This window comes from Halorubrum sp. CBA1229, assembly GCF_003721435.2.
In the GTDB taxonomy this organism is placed as follows: Archaea; Halobacteriota; Halobacteria; order Halobacteriales; family Haloferacaceae; genus Halorubrum.
The window spans coordinates 341,012-356,874 of the sequence record NZ_CP054585.1 but is presented as its reverse complement, the minus strand read 5'-3'; the positions used below and the strand labels follow the sequence as shown (position 1 = coordinate 356,874).

At 69.7% G+C, this 15,863-nt stretch carries 21 protein-coding genes; 9 read left to right on the top strand and 12 right to left on the bottom strand.

Going from position 1 to position 15,863, the window contains the following annotated elements:
• Window positions 1-12 precede the first annotated feature (12 nt).
• Together Hrr1229_RS01790 and nth are read right to left on the bottom strand one after the other, a co-directional pair.
• On the bottom strand, window positions 13-570 hold the full coding sequence (locus Hrr1229_RS01790; protein WP_123114478.1) for a DoxX family protein: 558 nt from the start codon (window positions 568-570) through the stop codon (window positions 13-15).
• A gap of 157 nt (window positions 571-727) precedes the next feature.
• On the bottom strand, window positions 728-1,411 hold the full coding sequence (gene nth / locus Hrr1229_RS01785; protein WP_123114479.1) for an endonuclease III: 684 nt from the start codon (window positions 1,409-1,411) through the stop codon (window positions 728-730).
• A gap of 171 nt (window positions 1,412-1,582) precedes the next feature.
• Between nth and Hrr1229_RS01780 the strand changes: the two genes are divergently transcribed.
• The 3 genes from Hrr1229_RS01780 to Hrr1229_RS01770 all read left to right on the top strand — a co-directional run bounded on the left by Hrr1229_RS01780 (window position 1,583) and on the right by Hrr1229_RS01770 (window position 3,141).
• Window positions 1,583-1,948, top strand: coding sequence for a hypothetical protein (locus tag Hrr1229_RS01780; RefSeq protein ID WP_123114480.1), 366 nt, complete (start codon window positions 1,583-1,585; stop codon window positions 1,946-1,948).
• 217 nt (window positions 1,949-2,165) lie between these two features.
• Window positions 2,166-2,771, top strand: coding sequence for a DUF2249 domain-containing protein (locus Hrr1229_RS01775; RefSeq protein WP_123114481.1), 606 nt, complete (start codon window positions 2,166-2,168; stop codon window positions 2,769-2,771).
• A gap of 85 nt (window positions 2,772-2,856) precedes the next feature.
• Window positions 2,857-3,141: an ArsR family transcriptional regulator gene (locus Hrr1229_RS01770; protein ID WP_123114482.1), complete on the top strand. Its 285-nt coding sequence runs from the start codon at window positions 2,857-2,859 to the stop codon at window positions 3,139-3,141.
• Window positions 3,142-3,167: 26 nt separating this feature from the next.
• Here Hrr1229_RS01770 and Hrr1229_RS01765 read toward each other — a convergent pair whose 3' ends face one another.
• From Hrr1229_RS01765 to Hrr1229_RS01745, 5 genes are all read right to left on the bottom strand, one after another.
• The gene (locus tag Hrr1229_RS01765; RefSeq protein WP_123114483.1) at window positions 3,168-3,845 is read right to left on the bottom strand and encodes a type 1 glutamine amidotransferase domain-containing protein; all 678 of its coding nucleotides are present in this window, start codon (window positions 3,843-3,845) and stop codon (window positions 3,168-3,170) included.
• Window positions 3,846-4,149: 304 nt separating this feature from the next.
• Window positions 4,150-5,022: a serine O-acetyltransferase EpsC gene (gene epsC / locus Hrr1229_RS01760; RefSeq protein WP_123114484.1), complete on the bottom strand. Its 873-nt coding sequence runs from the start codon at window positions 5,020-5,022 to the stop codon at window positions 4,150-4,152.
• A 226-nt stretch (window positions 5,023-5,248) separates the two neighbouring features.
• Complete coding sequence (gene hpt / locus Hrr1229_RS01755) at window positions 5,249-5,818, bottom strand: hypoxanthine/guanine phosphoribosyltransferase (protein ID WP_123114485.1); 570 nt, start codon at window positions 5,816-5,818, stop codon at window positions 5,249-5,251.
• Between the two features lie 529 nt (window positions 5,819-6,347).
• Complete coding sequence (locus Hrr1229_RS01750; RefSeq protein WP_123114486.1) at window positions 6,348-7,127, bottom strand: enoyl-CoA hydratase-related protein; 780 nt, start codon at window positions 7,125-7,127, stop codon at window positions 6,348-6,350.
• A gap of 81 nt (window positions 7,128-7,208) precedes the next feature.
• Entirely contained in the window at window positions 7,209-7,430 is a 222-nt protein-coding gene (locus Hrr1229_RS01745) for a hypothetical protein (RefSeq protein ID WP_123114487.1), read from the bottom strand.
• Between the two features lie 152 nt (window positions 7,431-7,582).
• Here Hrr1229_RS01745 and aroC point away from each other — a divergent pair, with 152 nt between their 5' ends.
• The 3 genes from aroC to Hrr1229_RS01730 all read left to right on the top strand — a co-directional run bounded on the left by aroC (window position 7,583) and on the right by Hrr1229_RS01730 (window position 9,532).
• Entirely contained in the window at window positions 7,583-8,770 is a 1,188-nt protein-coding gene (gene aroC / locus Hrr1229_RS01740) for a chorismate synthase (RefSeq protein WP_123114488.1), read from the top strand.
• Between the two features lie 112 nt (window positions 8,771-8,882).
• Window positions 8,883-9,206, top strand: coding sequence for a helix-turn-helix domain-containing protein (locus Hrr1229_RS01735; RefSeq protein ID WP_123114489.1), 324 nt, complete (start codon window positions 8,883-8,885; stop codon window positions 9,204-9,206).
• Entirely contained in the window at window positions 9,203-9,532 is a 330-nt protein-coding gene (locus tag Hrr1229_RS01730) for a hypothetical protein (protein WP_123114490.1), read from the top strand. The genes Hrr1229_RS01735 and Hrr1229_RS01730 overlap by 4 nt, the downstream gene beginning before the upstream one ends.
• A 5-nt stretch (window positions 9,533-9,537) precedes the next feature.
• Here Hrr1229_RS01730 and Hrr1229_RS01725 read toward each other — a convergent pair whose 3' ends face one another.
• The 5 genes from Hrr1229_RS01725 to Hrr1229_RS01705 form a co-directional block, all read right to left on the bottom strand.
• Entirely contained in the window at window positions 9,538-9,750 is a 213-nt protein-coding gene (locus Hrr1229_RS01725; protein WP_123114491.1) for a hypothetical protein, read from the bottom strand.
• Between the two features lie 136 nt (window positions 9,751-9,886).
• Window positions 9,887-10,486: a hypothetical protein gene (locus Hrr1229_RS01720; RefSeq protein WP_123114492.1), complete on the bottom strand. Its 600-nt coding sequence runs from the start codon at window positions 10,484-10,486 to the stop codon at window positions 9,887-9,889.
• Window positions 10,486-11,031, bottom strand: a complete 546-nt coding sequence (locus tag Hrr1229_RS01715; protein WP_123114493.1) for a hypothetical protein — start codon at window positions 11,029-11,031, stop codon at window positions 10,486-10,488. Before Hrr1229_RS01715 ends, Hrr1229_RS01720 begins: the two co-directional genes overlap by 1 nt.
• A 49-nt stretch (window positions 11,032-11,080) precedes the next feature.
• Window positions 11,081-12,004 (bottom strand): ZIP family metal transporter, encoded by a 924-nt coding sequence (locus tag Hrr1229_RS01710; protein WP_123114494.1) that lies wholly within the window; start codon window positions 12,002-12,004, stop codon window positions 11,081-11,083.
• Between the two features lie 95 nt (window positions 12,005-12,099).
• Window positions 12,100-12,630: a TIGR04206 family protein gene (locus Hrr1229_RS01705; RefSeq protein ID WP_123114495.1), complete on the bottom strand. Its 531-nt coding sequence runs from the start codon at window positions 12,628-12,630 to the stop codon at window positions 12,100-12,102.
• A 128-nt stretch (window positions 12,631-12,758) separates the two neighbouring features.
• On the opposite strand from Hrr1229_RS01705, the gene aglM reads away from it, so the two are divergent.
• The 3 genes from aglM to Hrr1229_RS01690 all read left to right on the top strand — a co-directional run bounded on the left by aglM (window position 12,759) and on the right by Hrr1229_RS01690 (window position 15,830).
• Window positions 12,759-14,057 (top strand): UDP-glucose 6-dehydrogenase AglM, encoded by a 1,299-nt coding sequence (gene aglM, locus Hrr1229_RS01700; protein WP_123114496.1) that lies wholly within the window; start codon window positions 12,759-12,761, stop codon window positions 14,055-14,057.
• Window positions 14,058-14,147: 90 nt separating this feature from the next.
• Window positions 14,148-14,993, top strand: a complete 846-nt coding sequence (locus Hrr1229_RS01695; protein ID WP_123114497.1) for a hypothetical protein — start codon at window positions 14,148-14,150, stop codon at window positions 14,991-14,993.
• A 69-nt stretch (window positions 14,994-15,062) separates the two neighbouring features.
• A complete protein-coding gene (locus Hrr1229_RS01690) occupies window positions 15,063-15,830 on the top strand; it encodes a hypothetical protein (RefSeq protein ID WP_123114498.1) in 768 nt (255 codons plus the stop codon).
• Window positions 15,831-15,863: the final 33 nt, after the last annotated feature.

Below are 15,863 nucleotides of genomic sequence, written 5' to 3'. Positions count from 1 at the left end.
GCTCGTCCTCGTTCACCCGAGGACGTAGCGGAGCTTCGGGAACCGCTCGGTCAGCGCCTCGCCGCCGACCTCGATCCGCTCGATGTAGGCGTCCAGCCCGAGGACGCGACCCGCGCCGAACGCCGCGACCGTGAGGAACACGACCGCGTACACCAGCGTCGAGTCGAACAGCGCGAGCGCGTCGCCGCTCCACCCGCCGAGGTAGAACAGCAGCATCTGCATCGCGCCGCCGAGCGCGGCTAGGCGGACGAACGCGCCCAGGATGAGCGCCGTCCCGATGAGCAGCTGCGTCGCGGGCACGAACACGTTCGCGAACTCGACGAACCACGGCGTCGAGCCCATCGCGGCGTACAGCCCGCTGACCGGACTCGCCGCGTCGGGCGCGTGGACGAGGTACCCGCTGGCGTCGAACGGCTCGCCGGTCACTTTCCCGAGCCCGGCAAACAGGATCATCCCCCCGATCGTCGCCCGGAGCATGACGATGAACAGCGCCGACAGCGAGTGCGCCTTCCCCAGGAGCGTGACGCCGCCGATCTCCCCGCCGAACTCGTTTGTGGTTTTGGTTGACATAGTGTCTCTCCTCACTTGCGAGTACGTTGGTATGGAAGATAAACTACGAAGCGAGTTCCCTCTCGCGTGGAAGCATTCGGGGAGGACCCCCGTTCGAAGGGGTGTTTAAACACGCGTGCGACACTCGCTCATCGCTCCCGTCGGTCGCGCGAACCCGTTACCACGCCTCGCCGCTCGCGAGGTCGACGCCGCCGTCGCCCTTCTCGGAGGGACAGATGTCCGCGAGCGCGCAGTCGGCGCAGTCCGGGTTGATCGCGGTACACGTGGCGCGCCCGTGGTCGATCATGAGGTGCGTGAACTGCTGCCAGTCCGCTTCGGGAACGACGTCGAGGAGGTCCTGCTCGATCGCCTCTGGGCGCTCCTCTTCCGTGATTCCGAGCCGGCGGGTGAGCCGCTGGACGTGGGTGTCGACGACGATCCCCTCGACGACGTCGTGGCCGTGCTGGAGGACGACGTTGGCGGTCTTGCGCCCGACGCCCGCCAGATCCGTCAGCTCGGACATCGTGTCCGGCACCTCGCCGTCGTGTTCCTCCGCGATGTCCGCGCACGCCGACCGGATGTACTTCGCCTTGTTGTTGTAGTAGGTGATGGAGTTGATCGCCTCGGCGAGCTCCTCTTGGGGCGCGTTCGCGTACTCCTCGGGCGTCTCGTACGTCTCGAAGAGGTCGGCACACACCGCGTTCACGCGCTCGTCGGTGCACTGCGCCGAGAGGATCACGGCGATGAGCAGCTCCAACCGGTTCGAGTAGTTCAGCGAGATCGTCGAGTCCGGATACTCCTCGTACAGCCGGTCGAGGACCTCCGCGACCTGTTCCTCACGCGGCTCCAGTGGCGTGCCCATGGGGATCCCTCCGGCCGACCGACATTGAACGATCCGGAAGCGGCGCCCCCGCGTTCCGCAGCGGGGACCGACGGCCGATCGTCGACGGCCGATCACCGACTGCCGACCGTCGACACCCGATCGCCGACGCCCGACCGACAGATTCAGGTCGGCCGCCGGACACGTCGGGACGTGTCCCGGTCCCGCGATCGACGGCGACGTCGCCCGGCGTACAGCCGCCGGCCGCAGGAGTTCTACTGGCTGTGGATCGCCGCGACGGCGACGTACGGCGTCGGGGACATCGTCTCGACGGTCGCCTTTCTGGAGTACGTCCCGACGATCGACGAGGCGAACCCGGTCGTCGCGCTCGCGCTCGACTCCTTCGGGCTCTCCGGGCTCGTCCTCCTGAAGATCGCCGTCTACCTCGTGATGTTGTGGATCAGCGTCTCGGGCGCCCGCGACGGCGACGCGCTCCTCTACTACTTCCCGCCTGTCCTCCTGACGCTCGTCGGCACCTACCTCACCGCGAGCAACGTCCGGCTGCTGTGGCTCTCCTAAGCGCCTCGGCTCGGTCCCGCCCGTCTCGGTCCAATCCGACCCCGCCCAGCTCCACCCGACCGATATTGGTTTGGGATGCGCCCCCGCCGCGAGGGCATGCTCGCTGACACGCCCGGGCTCCACCACGTCACGGGGATCGTCGGGGACGTGCGCGGTCCGCGCCCCGAACGTGTTCGCGACACCGCACATGAGGGTTCCGGGCGCAACGGCACCCACGATGACCGAACTCGACGTGCGAGAGCTCCCGCCGAGCGAGCGACACGGGCGGATCCACGACGCCTTCGCGGAGCTGGCGCCGGGCGAGACGCTGACGATCGTCAACGACCACGACCCGAAACCGCTCTACCACGAGATGGCCGCCGAGCTGCCCGCGTTCGACGCGGACGGCTACGCCGTGACGCGGGAGGGACCGTCCAAGTTCATCGCCGAACTCCCGAAGGCCGCGGGCGACGAGTCCGGCGGCGACGACTCCGTCGACGACGACCCCAGCGGCGACGCGGCGAACGACGACTCCGCGCCGGCCGACCGGGCTCGGGTCGCCGACCTCGACGGCGAGCCGCACGCGGACGCCTTCCCCGGGAAGGAGCCGAAGACGATCCGGCTGTCGCTGGCGGCGGGCGAGCGCGTGCCCGAGCACGAGCACCCCGATCGAACAGTGCTGTTCCACGTGCTGGAGGGCGCCGTCGACGTCGCGCTCGACGGCGACTCCCACCCGGTCGAGGCCGGGGAGATCCTCCGGTTCGAGGGGGAGTCGGCCGTCGAGCCGACCGCGCGCGAGGACAGCGTCGCGCTGGTGGTGTTGGCGCCGCGAGCCGAGGCGTGAGGCCGCGGGCGCGGGACCGGGCGTCGGAATCGTCACGGCGTCGCCGCGCCGTCGCCGTTTTATTCGCCGCCCGCGAACGCCAGCCATGGAGACGACGCGCAAGCGGATCGCCGAGACGCTCCGCGAGGGCCCGGCGACCGCGAGCGACCTCAGCGAGTCGCTGTCGCTGCCGACGCCGGTCGTGTACGAGCACCTGGAGCACGTCTCGCGGTCGGTCGCCGACGCCGCCGCCGACGAGGAGTTCCTCGTCGCGCCGCCCGAGTGCCGCGACTGCGGCTTCGACGGCTTCGACGACCCGGTCAACGAGCCGTCGCGGTGCCCGGAGTGCAAAAGCGAGCGGATCGGGGAGCCGGCGTTCGTGATCCGGTGAGCGCCCGCGACCCTATTTAAAACCGTCTACAGCTCGTCCAGCAGCGTCGCCGCGGCGTCGGCCGAAGAGCCCGGGCCGCGGGCGGTGATCAGGTCGCCGTCGACCGTGACGCTGGTGTCGGCGTCGAGCTCGGCGTCCCAGTCGGCGCCGGCGAGGACGACCTCGTCTTCCACCCAGTACGGGAGCTTCCGGCCGTCCGGCATCACGTCCTCGTCGTCGACGATGCCGTCCTCCCACTCGTTCGGGAAGCCCGTGACGGAGCGGCCCTCGACGAGGGGCGTCCCGTCGGCCTCGCGGGTGAACGCCAGGATGCCGACCGCGTGGCAGACGACGAGCGCGACGCCGTCGTCGCCCGCGACCGCGTCCAGCAGCAGCTGGCGCGCGTGCCGGTCCTGGTTCACGTCCCAGACGGTGCCGTGGCCGCCGGGGAAGACGACCGCGTCGTAGCCGTCGGCGTCGACGGTCGCGATCGGTTCCGGGTCGTTGAGCTTCGGGTGCTCCTCGTCGACCTCGCGGAACTCCGCGACGCGCTCCTCGCCGCCCGCCGCCTCCGGGTCCAGCGACCGCTCGTCGACGACCGGCGGCGAGCCCGACGGCGTCGCGATCGTCACGTCGACGCCTTCCGCTTCGAGCGTCGTCAGCGGTTCGATGCACTCCTCGGCCCAGTACCCTTCCTCGCTCACGACGAATAACGCGCTACTCATGTGTACCCCCCTCTTCACGACCGCGACATAAAAGGCGCCCGCGCCCGGCAGCGACGCCGGGCGGACGCGGGGTTTATCAGTCGACGTTTCAGGCCGGTGGCGCGCGTCTCCGAGGGAGCCGTCGGATCGGTGCCCGTTCGTTGACGAGACGGCTTTGTCGAAACCCGTCGCTAACAACAGGTGTCAGCAGCTGTGCCGAATACAGAGCGCGTATCTTGCAAGACGGTCGCTACGAGACCGCCGTTACAGAGATGTCGTTTCGTAACTGGGCTGTGTCGAGTACTGCCCGTGAACTCCGAAGCCACTACCTGTTCGATTTCTGCTCCTGATCGGGGTGATCCGAAATGAACACGCTCGTGTCGTCCGGGACGTCGTCGGTCACCCAGGCGTTCGCACCGATGCTCACGTGGTCGCCGATTTCTACCGTCCCGAGTATGTTGCTCCCGGCACCGATGACGACGTGATCGCCGATATCGGGATGACGCTTATAATCCTTCGCCAGCATGTGGTCTGCACCCTCTTCCTCCTCGAAGTGGAGTGCGCCGAGAGTGACGTTCTGGTAGATCCGGACCCAGTCGCCGACTGTCGCCGTCTCGCCGATGACGACCCCGGTCCCGTGATCGATGAAGAAATACTCACCAATCTCCGCACCTGGATGGATGTCGATGCCCGTCTCGACCTTCGAGTACTCGGCGAGTTCGCGGGCGTACTCGAAGCTGTCCTCCGCATAGAGGCTGTGCGCCACCCTGTGGGTCATGATCGCGTGAAAACCGGGATACGACCGGATGATCTCACACTTGCTCTTCGCTGCGGGATCGCCCTTGTACGCGGCCTCGACGTCCTTTTCGAGGGCCCGTCGAATCGCCGGCAGCCGGTCGAGCGTCCTGTCGACGATCGGGGTCAAATCGTCTGCGTCACGGCTCGAATAGGCCGTGATACCTGTGTGTATGCAGCTGCCGAGTTCGGTCAGCCGGGCACGGGTTTCGTCGGGGTCGTCCAACAGTTCCGTCGCGTTCCAGCATCTGGGAAACAGGAGCTGTTTGAGGAGCGGTGGTTCATCGCGCAGCGAATCGCGGGGCGGATAGCCCCGCGAGGCGTCCTTCGGGAGAGACGATTCGTCTGCTCGATAGGACTCGACGAGTTCTTCGTGGACGTCGCCGGTGTACTCGTACCCCATTTGTCGGTGTTGACGCTGTCGAGTAACGTTAGTTCTTCCACTTCGCACCCAGACCCCCCCTTTGGTAGGGCGTCTGTTCCCTGATCTGCGTTTCGTGCCGGTACCGCCTCGGTCTCCCGGTACCGCTTTGATGCGTCTACCCGCTGTATGCAGCAGGTCTGTTAGATCCGTTGATAGAGAGGTCAACGGAACTCAAGTGACGGAGTAGCTAAACCCGAACAGGTCCCTACTCGTCGCCCTGCGCGTCGACGATCACGACCTCGCCGTCCTCGACGGTGACGTTGATCAGCGTCTTCACGTTGTAGTCGGTCCCGTCGAGCTCGTTGTCGCCGGCCTTCTTGATCACGGCGACGACGTCGACGACCTCGGCGCCGACCTCGTTCGTCAGCGCGTCTAAGATCGCCTTCATCGTGCCGCCCGTCGAGAGCACGTCGTCGAGCACGAGCACGCGGTCGCCCTCCTCGACGTCGTTGATGTACATCTCCGACTCGGAGTACCCGGTCTCTTGGAACAGCGGGACCTCGCCGTCGAGGCCGTACTGGCGCTTGCGGATGACCACGAGGGGGATGTCGGTCATCAGCGAGAGCGCGGTGGAGATGTGGATCCCCATCGCCGCGGGGGTGACGATCTTGTCGACGTTCTCCAGCTCCGCCTTCCGGATGATCCGGATGACGATCTCCCGGAGCAGCTCCGGTTCGAGCATCGGGACGCCGTCGCTGATCGGGTGGACGAAGTACTGGTACTCGCCTTTCTCGATGATCGGCGCGTCGAGGAGCGACTGCCGCAACTGGTCCATGTCGCCGGTACTCGGGCGGATTAATAAAGCGTGGCGGTTACGTCGCTCGATGCGGGCCGATACCACGCAGCGGTCGGGTGCGTGTGCTGTTGCGACTCGTCTCGAAACGAGGGGTGGTCGGGTGCGCCGACCGCCGAACCGCCTGCCGCTCATTTATAACTAGCCGACTGCGGATCGACGGAGAACCCCTCCAACTCCCCAGCCACTCGGCGATACGTAATCAACGACTCTGCGGTGACCACCTCCAAAGCCCCAGCCGGGAGGCGGGCGCACGCTCGCTGCGCGCTTCAGTCGCTCGCGGTGCTCGCTCCCTGCAGTGCTTTCGTCGCCTGCGCCCGCCTCCCGGCTGCCCCTTTGAGTCCCACACCCGACCGCACGGCACCGCAGCCTCACACCTCCCCAGCCTCGCGGTTCGCGCTCTTCGAGCGCTCACCGCGTCCCTCGCGGGCACCTCGCGGTCGCCGACGGCGACCGCTCGGAGGCGCGCCATCGCACAAATTCCCATCCAGTCTGTCCCCCGAACTCGGGTCTACTCGAACTCCGGCTCGCGCTTCTCTAAGAACGCCCGCATTCCCTCGCGCTGGTCGTGGGTGCCGAACAGGCCGGACCACGCCCGGCGCTCCAAGGCGAGCCCGCCTCGCTGGGTGCCGTCGTGGACCGCGTTGAGCGCCTCCTTCGCGGCGCGGGTCGCGAACGCCGGCTTCGCGGCCAGCTCGCCGGCAAGCTCGTCGATCCGGTCGTCGAACGCGTCGTCGGCGACGACCTCGCCGACGAAGCCGACCTCGGCCGCCTCGGTCGCGTCGATCCGCTCGCCGAGGAAGACGAGTCGCTTCGCCGTCTCGTCGCCGACGAGCCGCGCGAGCCGCTGGGTGCCGCCCCATCCCGGAATGATGCCGAGGTCGATCTCGGTCTGGCCGAGGACGGCGCTCTCGGCGGCCACCCGGAGGTCACACGCGAGCGCCAGCTCGCACCCGCCACCGAACGCGTAGCCGTCGATCGCGGCGACCGTCGGCGCCGGGAACGACTCGATCGCGTCGGCGACGCGGTGGCCGAGCTCGGCGTACGCCTGCGCCTCCGGCGTCGACAGCTCGACCATGTACGAGATGTCCGCGCCCGCGACGAACGCCTCGTCGCCCGCGCCGGCCACCACCAGCGCGCGGGCGCCCGCCGCTTCGGCCTCGGCGAGCGCCTCCTCGATCGCTTCGAGGGTGTCTACGGTGAGCGCGTTGAGCTGCTCCGGGCGGTCGACGGTGAGCGTCGCCACGTCGCTCTCGGTGTCGACATCGAGCGTGATGGTGTCCCAGGTCATACCGGCCCGTCGCGGGGCGGCGTGAAAACCGTTCGGCAGGCGGCACCGCGGGGGTCGACCGGTCGCTCGGTCGCCGCGCGCTCAGATCTCCTCGCGGCTGTCGATCTCGCTGTAGATGAACCACGCGCTGGTGTACGCGCCGATGAACAGCAGGTAGCCGACCACGAGCCCGACGAGCTGGCGAGAGCCGAGCCCCCCCGGCAGCGTCCGCGAGAGGATCCCGAGCGCCACGGCGAAGACGACCAGCGAGAACAGGCCCGAGAGGGCGTACACGCCCAGGTCGGAGGTGAGACGTTCGCGCACGCCCCCACCAACGGGATCAACTTATAAACGCCCGTCGGTCGCGGCGAGGGGGCGGGATCGACGCGAGTTCGACCGTGGGGCCGCGGCCGCCCGTCCGCCCGGTCGGTTGCGCGGATTGCAACCCCTATATGCCCTCGGCCGTACGGTCGGGTATGAACGGGAACCGGTTCGGTCGGCTCTTCCAGGTGACGACGTACGGCGAGAGCCACGGCGACGCGATGGGCGTGACGGTCTCGGGCGTGCCCGCGGGGGTCGAGCTCGACGAGGAGGCGATCCAGGCGCAGCTCGACCGGCGCAAGCCGGGCCAGTCGATGATCACCACCTCCCGGGGCGAACCCGACGAGGTCGTCGTCAACTCCGGCGTCCAGGACGGCTACACCACCGGGACGCCGATCGGCATGGTGATCCAGAACAAGGACGCGCGCTCGGGGAAGTACGAGCCGTACGTCACGGCGCCGCGCCCCTCGCACGGCGACTACACCTACTCCGCGAAGTTCGGCACGCGCAACTGGGGCGGCGGCGGGCGCTCCTCCGCGCGCGAGACGGTGAACTGGGTCGCGGCCGGCGCGGTCGCCGAGCAGATCCTCGACGCCTCCGAGTACGACGTGGAGATCAAAGCGCACGTCAACCGGATCGGCGACGTCGAGGCCGACAAGGTGAGCTTCGAGCAGCTCCTCGCGAACAGCGAGGAGAACGACGTGCGCTGTGCCGACCCCGAGGCGGCCGCCGAGATGCAGGAGCTGATCGAACAGTACCAGGAGGAGGGCGACTCCATCGGCGGCTCCATCTACTTCGAGTGCCGCGGCGTCCCGCGCGGGCTCGGCGCGCCGCGGTTCGACGGCTTCCCGTCCCGGCTCGGGCAGGCGATGTTCTCCATCCCGGCGACGACCGGCGTCGAGTTCGGGCTCGGCAACGACGCCGTCGGCGTCGCCGGCAGCGACCGCAACGAGGACTGGACGTTCGACGACGGCGAGTCGTTCGACCACGTCGAGAGCGAGGAGGGCGACCCGGTCCCCGTCGGCAACGACCACGGCGGGCTCCAGGGCGGGATCACGACCGGGGAGCCGATCTACGGCGAGGCGACGTGGCACGCGCCCACCTCGATCCCCAAGAAGCAGCGCTCCGCCGACTGGGAGACGGGCGAGGAGAAGGAGATCCAGGTCGTCGGCCGCCACGACCCCGTGCTCCCGCCGCGGGCGGTCCCCGTCGTCGAGGCGATGCTGTACTGCACCGTCCTCGACTTCATGCTGCTCGCCGGCCGGATCAACCCCGACCGCGTGGACGATAACCCGGGCGAGTACGATACCGACTACCATCCGAGCAGTCCGCGGAACGAGTAACGGACGCTCGATTCTTTGAGGAGCGTCTTTTCTGACGATGTCGAGTTCCTCATACTCGTGTAGCCGTGAATCCGTCGTCATATTTATTACAGAGTATTACATCTTATGACACATGCCGATCGGTATCGACGCGTTCGACGACGAGCCGGAGGCGGCGCTCGACGTCGCTCCCGGAACGCAACCGTATCGCATCCTCGCGTTCCTCGCCGACCACGACGATCAGGCGTTCACGCAGACCGAACTCCACGAGCGAACGGGGATCAAGCGCGGCAGCGTCGGCGCAGTCCTGTCTCGGCTCGAGGACCGCGGGCTCGTCCGCCATCGCGGGCGGTACTGGGCGATCGCCGAGGACGATCGGCTCGCATCCTTCGCCGCGCAACAGGCGGCGAGCTCGGCGTCGACGACGGACGACTACTATGGCGAGGACGAGGCGTGACCGACGAACGCGGCGCGGTAGTCAAGGGACCGGATCTGTTCGCGGACAACGAGTTCCGGCCGTACGTCCGGCTCAGCGACGACACGCATCCGTTCGCGGACGAGGAGGCCGTCTACGTTGCCGCGACGACGACGCGTCGGTCAGCCGCAATCCCGCTCACGGAGAGCGATTTTGTCGCCGGTGGACTCCCACGCGAGACGTACGTCAACCCGTGGACCGTCGTGACGATTCGACACGCGGATATCCGCGGTGAGGAGGGACAACTGACCGACGAAACGACCGAGGCGATCGCGAGGGCGACCGCAGGCTACTTGGGCGTTCGGTGACCGGGCTACTCCCCCGGCGACCACTCGCAGGCGTTCCCCGCGGTGAGGTCCTCCTCGTCGACGTGCGCCGCGAGGCAGGCGTAGTTACAAAAGTACCCGGGCGAGCCGCAGTCCGCCTCGCAGTCGCGCACGCAGATCGGGTCGTGCTCGAAGATCCGCGAGCCGCAGTAGGCGCACGCCTCGTCGGCGTCGGGCGTTGACACGGTCGTGGTCGACATGGCTTGAGTCACGCGTCGGGCCGTCGAAAGCGTTTCGCGGTCGTGTGTGCGCGAGGGACGGACGCCGCGCGCTCGTCCGCCGCGGTATGGGGTCCGGAGGCAGAGACGTGGACTCCGGCCGCGGCGTGGGCTCCCGTCACTCTCGCGATGACCACGGCCCGTCCGGGGGATCGGGCGTCTCGCGGACGACCTCCAGCGGGAGACGGTCGCGCGCCTGCTCGACGCCCTCGGCGACGTTCTGTCCGGTCGCGTCGAAGTGGGCCGCGGCCACGAGCGGGTTGACGCTCGACGGCTCCGCGTGCGCGTAGACGTCGACCGCGCCGGCGCCGGGACCCCCGTCGGCCGACTCGACCGGAAACAGGATGAGATGGAGCTGTCGCTCCGCGAGCGGGACCGCGCGGAAGACCCACGAGCCGACCTCCGGGTCACCGTCTCGGGTCTTGAGCCGCGAGAGGGGGTTCCGCCGGAACCCGCGGGCCCACAGCAGCGCCTCGGTCTCGTCGAGCGACCGGCGAACCGTGCCGGCGTACTCGGCCTCGGTGACGGGCCGCGGCCCCGCCCGGTCGTCGAAGACGGCGCCGGCGAGCCGCGAGATCCGCGCGCGCAGCGGCTCCCACCACCGCGACCGCGGCCCCATCGCCCAGCGAAACGGCGGCGCGTATTGGAGGAGGAGCCCGAGCGTCGCGCCGAGGGCGGTGACCGCGCGCGTCAGCGGCCGCGACGTGGCGCTCGTCATCAGCGCCTCGCCTCGACGTCTTTGTACCACTCCGTCAGCCGGGAGAGCCGGCTGCGTCTGATGCTGTCGAGCGCGTCGTCGCGCGTCTCGAGCGCGACGGCGATCTGCTCCCGGAGCGTCGAATCGCCCGGATCGAGCGCGCCCGTTTCGGCCCGCCGGGCGATCACGCGGGCGGCCTCGTGGAACCGGTAGACGTGGCGTATCTCGACGGTCGTCAGCTTCCCGATCGACCGGAACTCGGCGTCGAGCAGGTCCGTCGACAGCCGCGAGCGGAGGTCGTCGAGATCGACGTCGAGGTCGGCCGCCGTTTCGGGGTCGGCCGCCGTTTCGGGGTCGGCCGCTTCGGAATCGGGGAGCGCCCGCTCCAGTCGCTCGATCGCTGCCCCGACGTGTCGGATCTCGAAGATCAGCGACCGGCGGAACCGATCGCGGCGGATCCGCCGCTCGTTCCAGTTCAGGACTCCGTACGCGAGCACGCCCGCGCCGCCGCCGATGAGCGCGCTGGTCACCTCGACGCTGAGTCCGCCGGCCATCCCGCCCAGCATACGCCGGCCTGACGCGGGCGACCCGGTAATGTCTATCGCCGAGTGCGGCTCACACCACGACGACCGCGTCGACGACGACAAGCAGGACGAATCCGAGGAGGAACGCCCCGGTCGCGGCGTCGGCGTGGCCGTGGCCGTGCGAGGAGGGGATCAGCTCCCGGAAGACGACCGCGAGCATCGCGCCCGCGGCGAACCCGGCGGAGACGGGGAACAGCCCGGCGGCGAGCCCGACAAGCGAGAAGCCGAAGACGGCCGCGACGACCTGCGGGATCAGCCCCGAGAGGGTTGTGTACCACAGCACCCGGAGGTTCGACATCCCGGTGTCCGCCATCGGCACCGCGAACGCGAATCCGTCGGGAACGTTCTGGAGGCCGATGACGACCGCGAGCAGCAGCGCCACCTCCTCGAACCCCGACGCGAAGGCGACGCCGATCGCCAGCCCCTCCGGCGCGTTGTGGAGGGTGATCGCCCCGCCGATCAACAGCGCCTTGCGGAGGGTCACCTCGCGGGCGGTCTCGTCGGCTTCGACCGTCGTCGCCGTCGTTTCGCCGGCCGTCGCCGTGGACTCGCCCCCGCCCGCCGCGTCCGTGGCCGCCCCCGGCGGGTCGTCGGCGGTCATCCCGCGCCGCTCGTCGCCCGTCGGCATCGCCGCCACGTCGTCGCTGGTCGCGCCGCCCTCGGGGAGCCACTCGCGGTACTGCGCGTGGAGGTGCGGGATCGCGTAGTTCCCGCCGAGCAGCGCGGCGCCCCCGACGAGCACGCCCGTCGTCACCGCCGCGAGCGTCCCCGCCTCCATCCCGGGGAGGATCAGCCCGAAGACGCTGGCGGCGACCATCAGCCCGGCGGCGAGCCCGAGCGCGGCGTCGTAGGCGCGGTGGGTCACCCGCGCCCGGACGAACACCGGCAGCGCGCCGAGTCCCGTCGCGAGCCCCGCGATCCCGGTGACGGCCACGACGGTCGGCAGCGTGGTCATGGCGCGTGCTTCCGGGGCTGCGTTGATAAAGACGGGCGATGCACGGGTGGAATCTCGCGGCGTTGCGGTCGCCGGCTCGGAGCGGCGAGGCTGGGTTACTGCACGACGACGTTCCGAAGGTCGCTCCCGTACGCGGCGACGGCGACCGCGATCGTCGCGATCGCGCCGACCGGGAGCACGGTGAAGGGGCCGGACGTGGCTCCGACCCCGAACCGGGTCGCGAGCCCGACGGCGACCCACAGGCTCGCGGCCGCCGCTAACACGAGCAGTCCGCCCGTGACGCGGCGGTCCTCGCGACCGAACGCGACGCCGGCCGCCGCGCTCGCCGCCGCGAGGAGATGGAACCCGATCGCGAGCGGCCACGCGCGGATCGACGCGGGAAGCGCCGCGAACGGCCGCGACTGGTCGAGGAAGTACGCCCAGACCGGATACCCGCCGAGGCTCGAGCCGGACGGCGCCGTGTTGAGGAATCCCCAGAGGCTCACGACCGTGAGCTCACCGCCGGCCGGAATGACCGCCATCGGAACCGCGAGGAGGACGAAGGCGAGCGCCCACCCGATTCGCGCGACCGGCCCGCGTGCGTTCGTGTCATTCGCGGCGTTCGCGGCTCGGTCGACCTCTGACATACCGGCCTCTCGGAGTCGCGTCGGGAAGAGTCGTGCGGGACCGGCGCGTCCGTTCACTGCTCCCGCGGCGAACGCACCGACGGGGGAAACGCGCAACGCTCTTTGTGACGGCGGTCGCTCGGTCCGATATGCGAGTCACCGTCGTCGGCAGCGGATACGTCGGAACGACCCTCGCGGCCTGCCTCGCGGACGCGGGCCACGACGTCACCGCGATCGACATCGACCCGGACGTCGTCGCCGCGCTCAACGACGGCCGCGCGGCGATCCACGAGCCGGGCCTCGACGACCTGCTGGCCGAACACGCGGGCGACCGGCTCCGCGCGACGACCGAGTACGACGGCGTCCCCGACGCCGACGTGACGTTCCTCGCGATCGGCACCCCCTCCCGCGAGGACGGCAGCATCGACCTCGGTCCACTCACGGCGGCCGCTGAGATGACGGGCGAGGCGCTGGCGGGGGCGGGAGGCGACGACCGCCACCTCGTCGTCGTCAAGAGCACGATCACGCCGCCGGGCGTCCGCGAGGTCCGCGAGGCGCTCCGCGCCGGCGCCGGCGACGCCGCCGACCGCGTCGAGCTCGCGACCAATCCCGAGTTCCTCCGCGAGGGCACCGCCGTCGACGACTTCCAACACCCGGACAAGCTCGTCTTCGGCACCGACTCCGACTGGGCCACCGAGCGGTTGGAGACGCTCTACGAGCCGCTGGTCGCCGCGACCGACGGCGCCGTCCCGGTCATCCGGACCGGCCCCGAGACCGCGGTGATGATCAAGTACGCGAACAACGCCTTCCTCGCGTCGAAGATCTCGCTGGCGAACGACCTCGGGAACATCTGCAAGCGGTTCGACATCGACGCCTACGAGGTGATGGACGCGGTCGGGCTCGACGACCGGATCGGGGCGAAATTCCTGCGCTCGGGGGTGGGGTGGGGCGGGAGTTGTTTTCCCAAAGATGTGGATGCAATTAGGGCGGCGGCCCGCGAGGCCGGCTACGAACCCGCCCTGCTCGACGCCGCGGTCGCGGTGAACGACGGCCAGCCGGAGCGCATGCTCGAACTCCTCGATTCGCACGTCGACGTCGCGGGCGAGCGCGTCGCCGTGCTCGGACTCGCTTTTAAACCCGGCACCGACGACGTCCGGAACTCGCGGGCGATCCCGGCCATCGAGGGACTGCAGGCGCGCGGCGCCGACGTCGTGGGCTACGACCCGGTCGCGACGGACAACATGCGCGAGCGCTTCCCCGACGTCGACTACGCCGACTCCGCCGCCGCCGCGCTGGCGGGCGCGACCGCCGCGCTCGTCGTCACCGACTGGGACGAGTTCGCGGCGCTCGACGACGCCTTCGACGCCATGGCCGAGCCCGTCGTGATCGACGGCCGCCGGATCGTCGAGCGGCGCGACGGCCTGACGTACGAGGGGCTCACCTGGTAGCGCCGGCGACGCCTCCCGCCCTCCGCGACAATTGACGACTCCCGGGCGACATACAGTCTAATTTATATATCGGTGGCGGAATATGCGCCTATGGCGGCCCTCCACGCTCTCCGTCCGGCAGTCGGTGGCATCGTTCGCAACCCGATCCTCCTGCTCGTCACGGCGCTGTACGGGCTCGCACAGGTCCCGAACTTCTTCGTGCCGCCGACACAGCCGATCCTGACGGCGGTCGTCTCGCTCGCCACGTTCGGCGTGTTCGTTCTCGCGCTGCCGTTCTTCCAGGGCGGGCTGCTCGGGATGGCGAGCGAGGCGATCGCGGGCCGGACCGGCCTCGGGACGCTGGTCGCGGAGGGGAAGGCGAACTACGTGTCGCTGCTGCTCGGCTACTTCGTCCTGCTCGCGATCAACCTCGTCTTCGGCTTCGTCGCGTTCATGGGCGGTCTGATCGTCATCGTCGGCGGCGCGGCGTCGATGCCCGCGGAGGCACCGGGGGTCGGAATCGACCCGACGCTGCTCGCGCTCCTCGCGATCGTGGGGGGCGGATTCCTGCTCGCGTACCTCCTCGTCACCTTCGCCGTCCAGTTTTACGCCCACGCGATCGTCCTTGATGATACCGACCTCGTCGACGGGTTCCGGCGCAGCGTCGGGCTCGTCCGGTCGAACCTCCTGAGCGTCGTCGGGTACTCGCTGATCCTCCTCGTCGGGAGCGTCGTCCTCGGGACGCTGGCCGCGGCCGCCTCCCTGCTCCTCAATCCCCAGCCCACGGGGATGTCCGGAACGCCATTTGCAGATCTCGCGTCGATCGAGCCGACCCTGCCGGTCCTCGTCGTCGCCGGCGTCGGCTACCTCTTACTGACGAGCGCGTTCGCCGCGTTCTACGCGACCTACTCGGTCGCGTTCTACGAGTCGATCGGCCGGGACGCCCCGTCGCTGTGAGGCCGACCGCGCCGCGCGCGGCGCCTCGGTGACCGTCACCGATAATCCGTTCGCTCCCTTTCAATCGGTATGAACACGCAAGACGGGGGCCACCACGACGCCGCGGTCGACGCGCTCGCGGCCCGCGAGTACGAGACGGCCGGGAACCGCTACACCCGTGGCGGGCGCCGGGTGCTCGCCGACCCGCGCGAGGGCCTCGATCCGTTCGCGCCCGACGAGAAGGGATGGATCGGGCAGGGGCTCCAACAGCTGCTCGCGGCGACCGTCGCGTACCGCGTCGCCGGCGTCGACGGCCGCGCCACCCAGCGCGCGGTCGAGGGGATCGCTGCGACGCGCGACTTCCAGCGCGTCCTCGACGCGCCCGGACAGGGCGCCTGCCTCGCGGAGTTCGTCGCCGACTTCCGGGTCGCCGGCGGACTCGACGGCGCCGAGGCGGCGTACGACGACGCCGCGGCGCGGTACGCGGCCGCCGCCGACGCGATCGACTCGCCGCAGGCGCTCGCGACGACGCCCCTGTTCGGCGCCGCGGCCGCGACGATCAAACAGGTCGCTCGCGGGCAGGCGAACGGCGAGATCGCGATCCAGTGGGAGGACCTCCACGGGTCGGACCCCGCCAGGGCGGGCGACTTCCTCGCGCACCGCGCCCGGTTTAAGCGGCAGCGCTTCGCGGGGCTCGTTGAGAAGGCGGTCGCGGACGGCCACCTCGCGGCGCCGCGCGGGACGACGGAGTACGGCAACGAGACGCATCGGTGCCCGAACTGCGGGTCGACCGACGTCAACTGGGCCGGCACCGACGTGCTCTGTATGCGGTGTTCGACGCCGACCGAGCAGATTTAAGCCGGCGGCAGTCCTACGCGGCCGTCGCATACG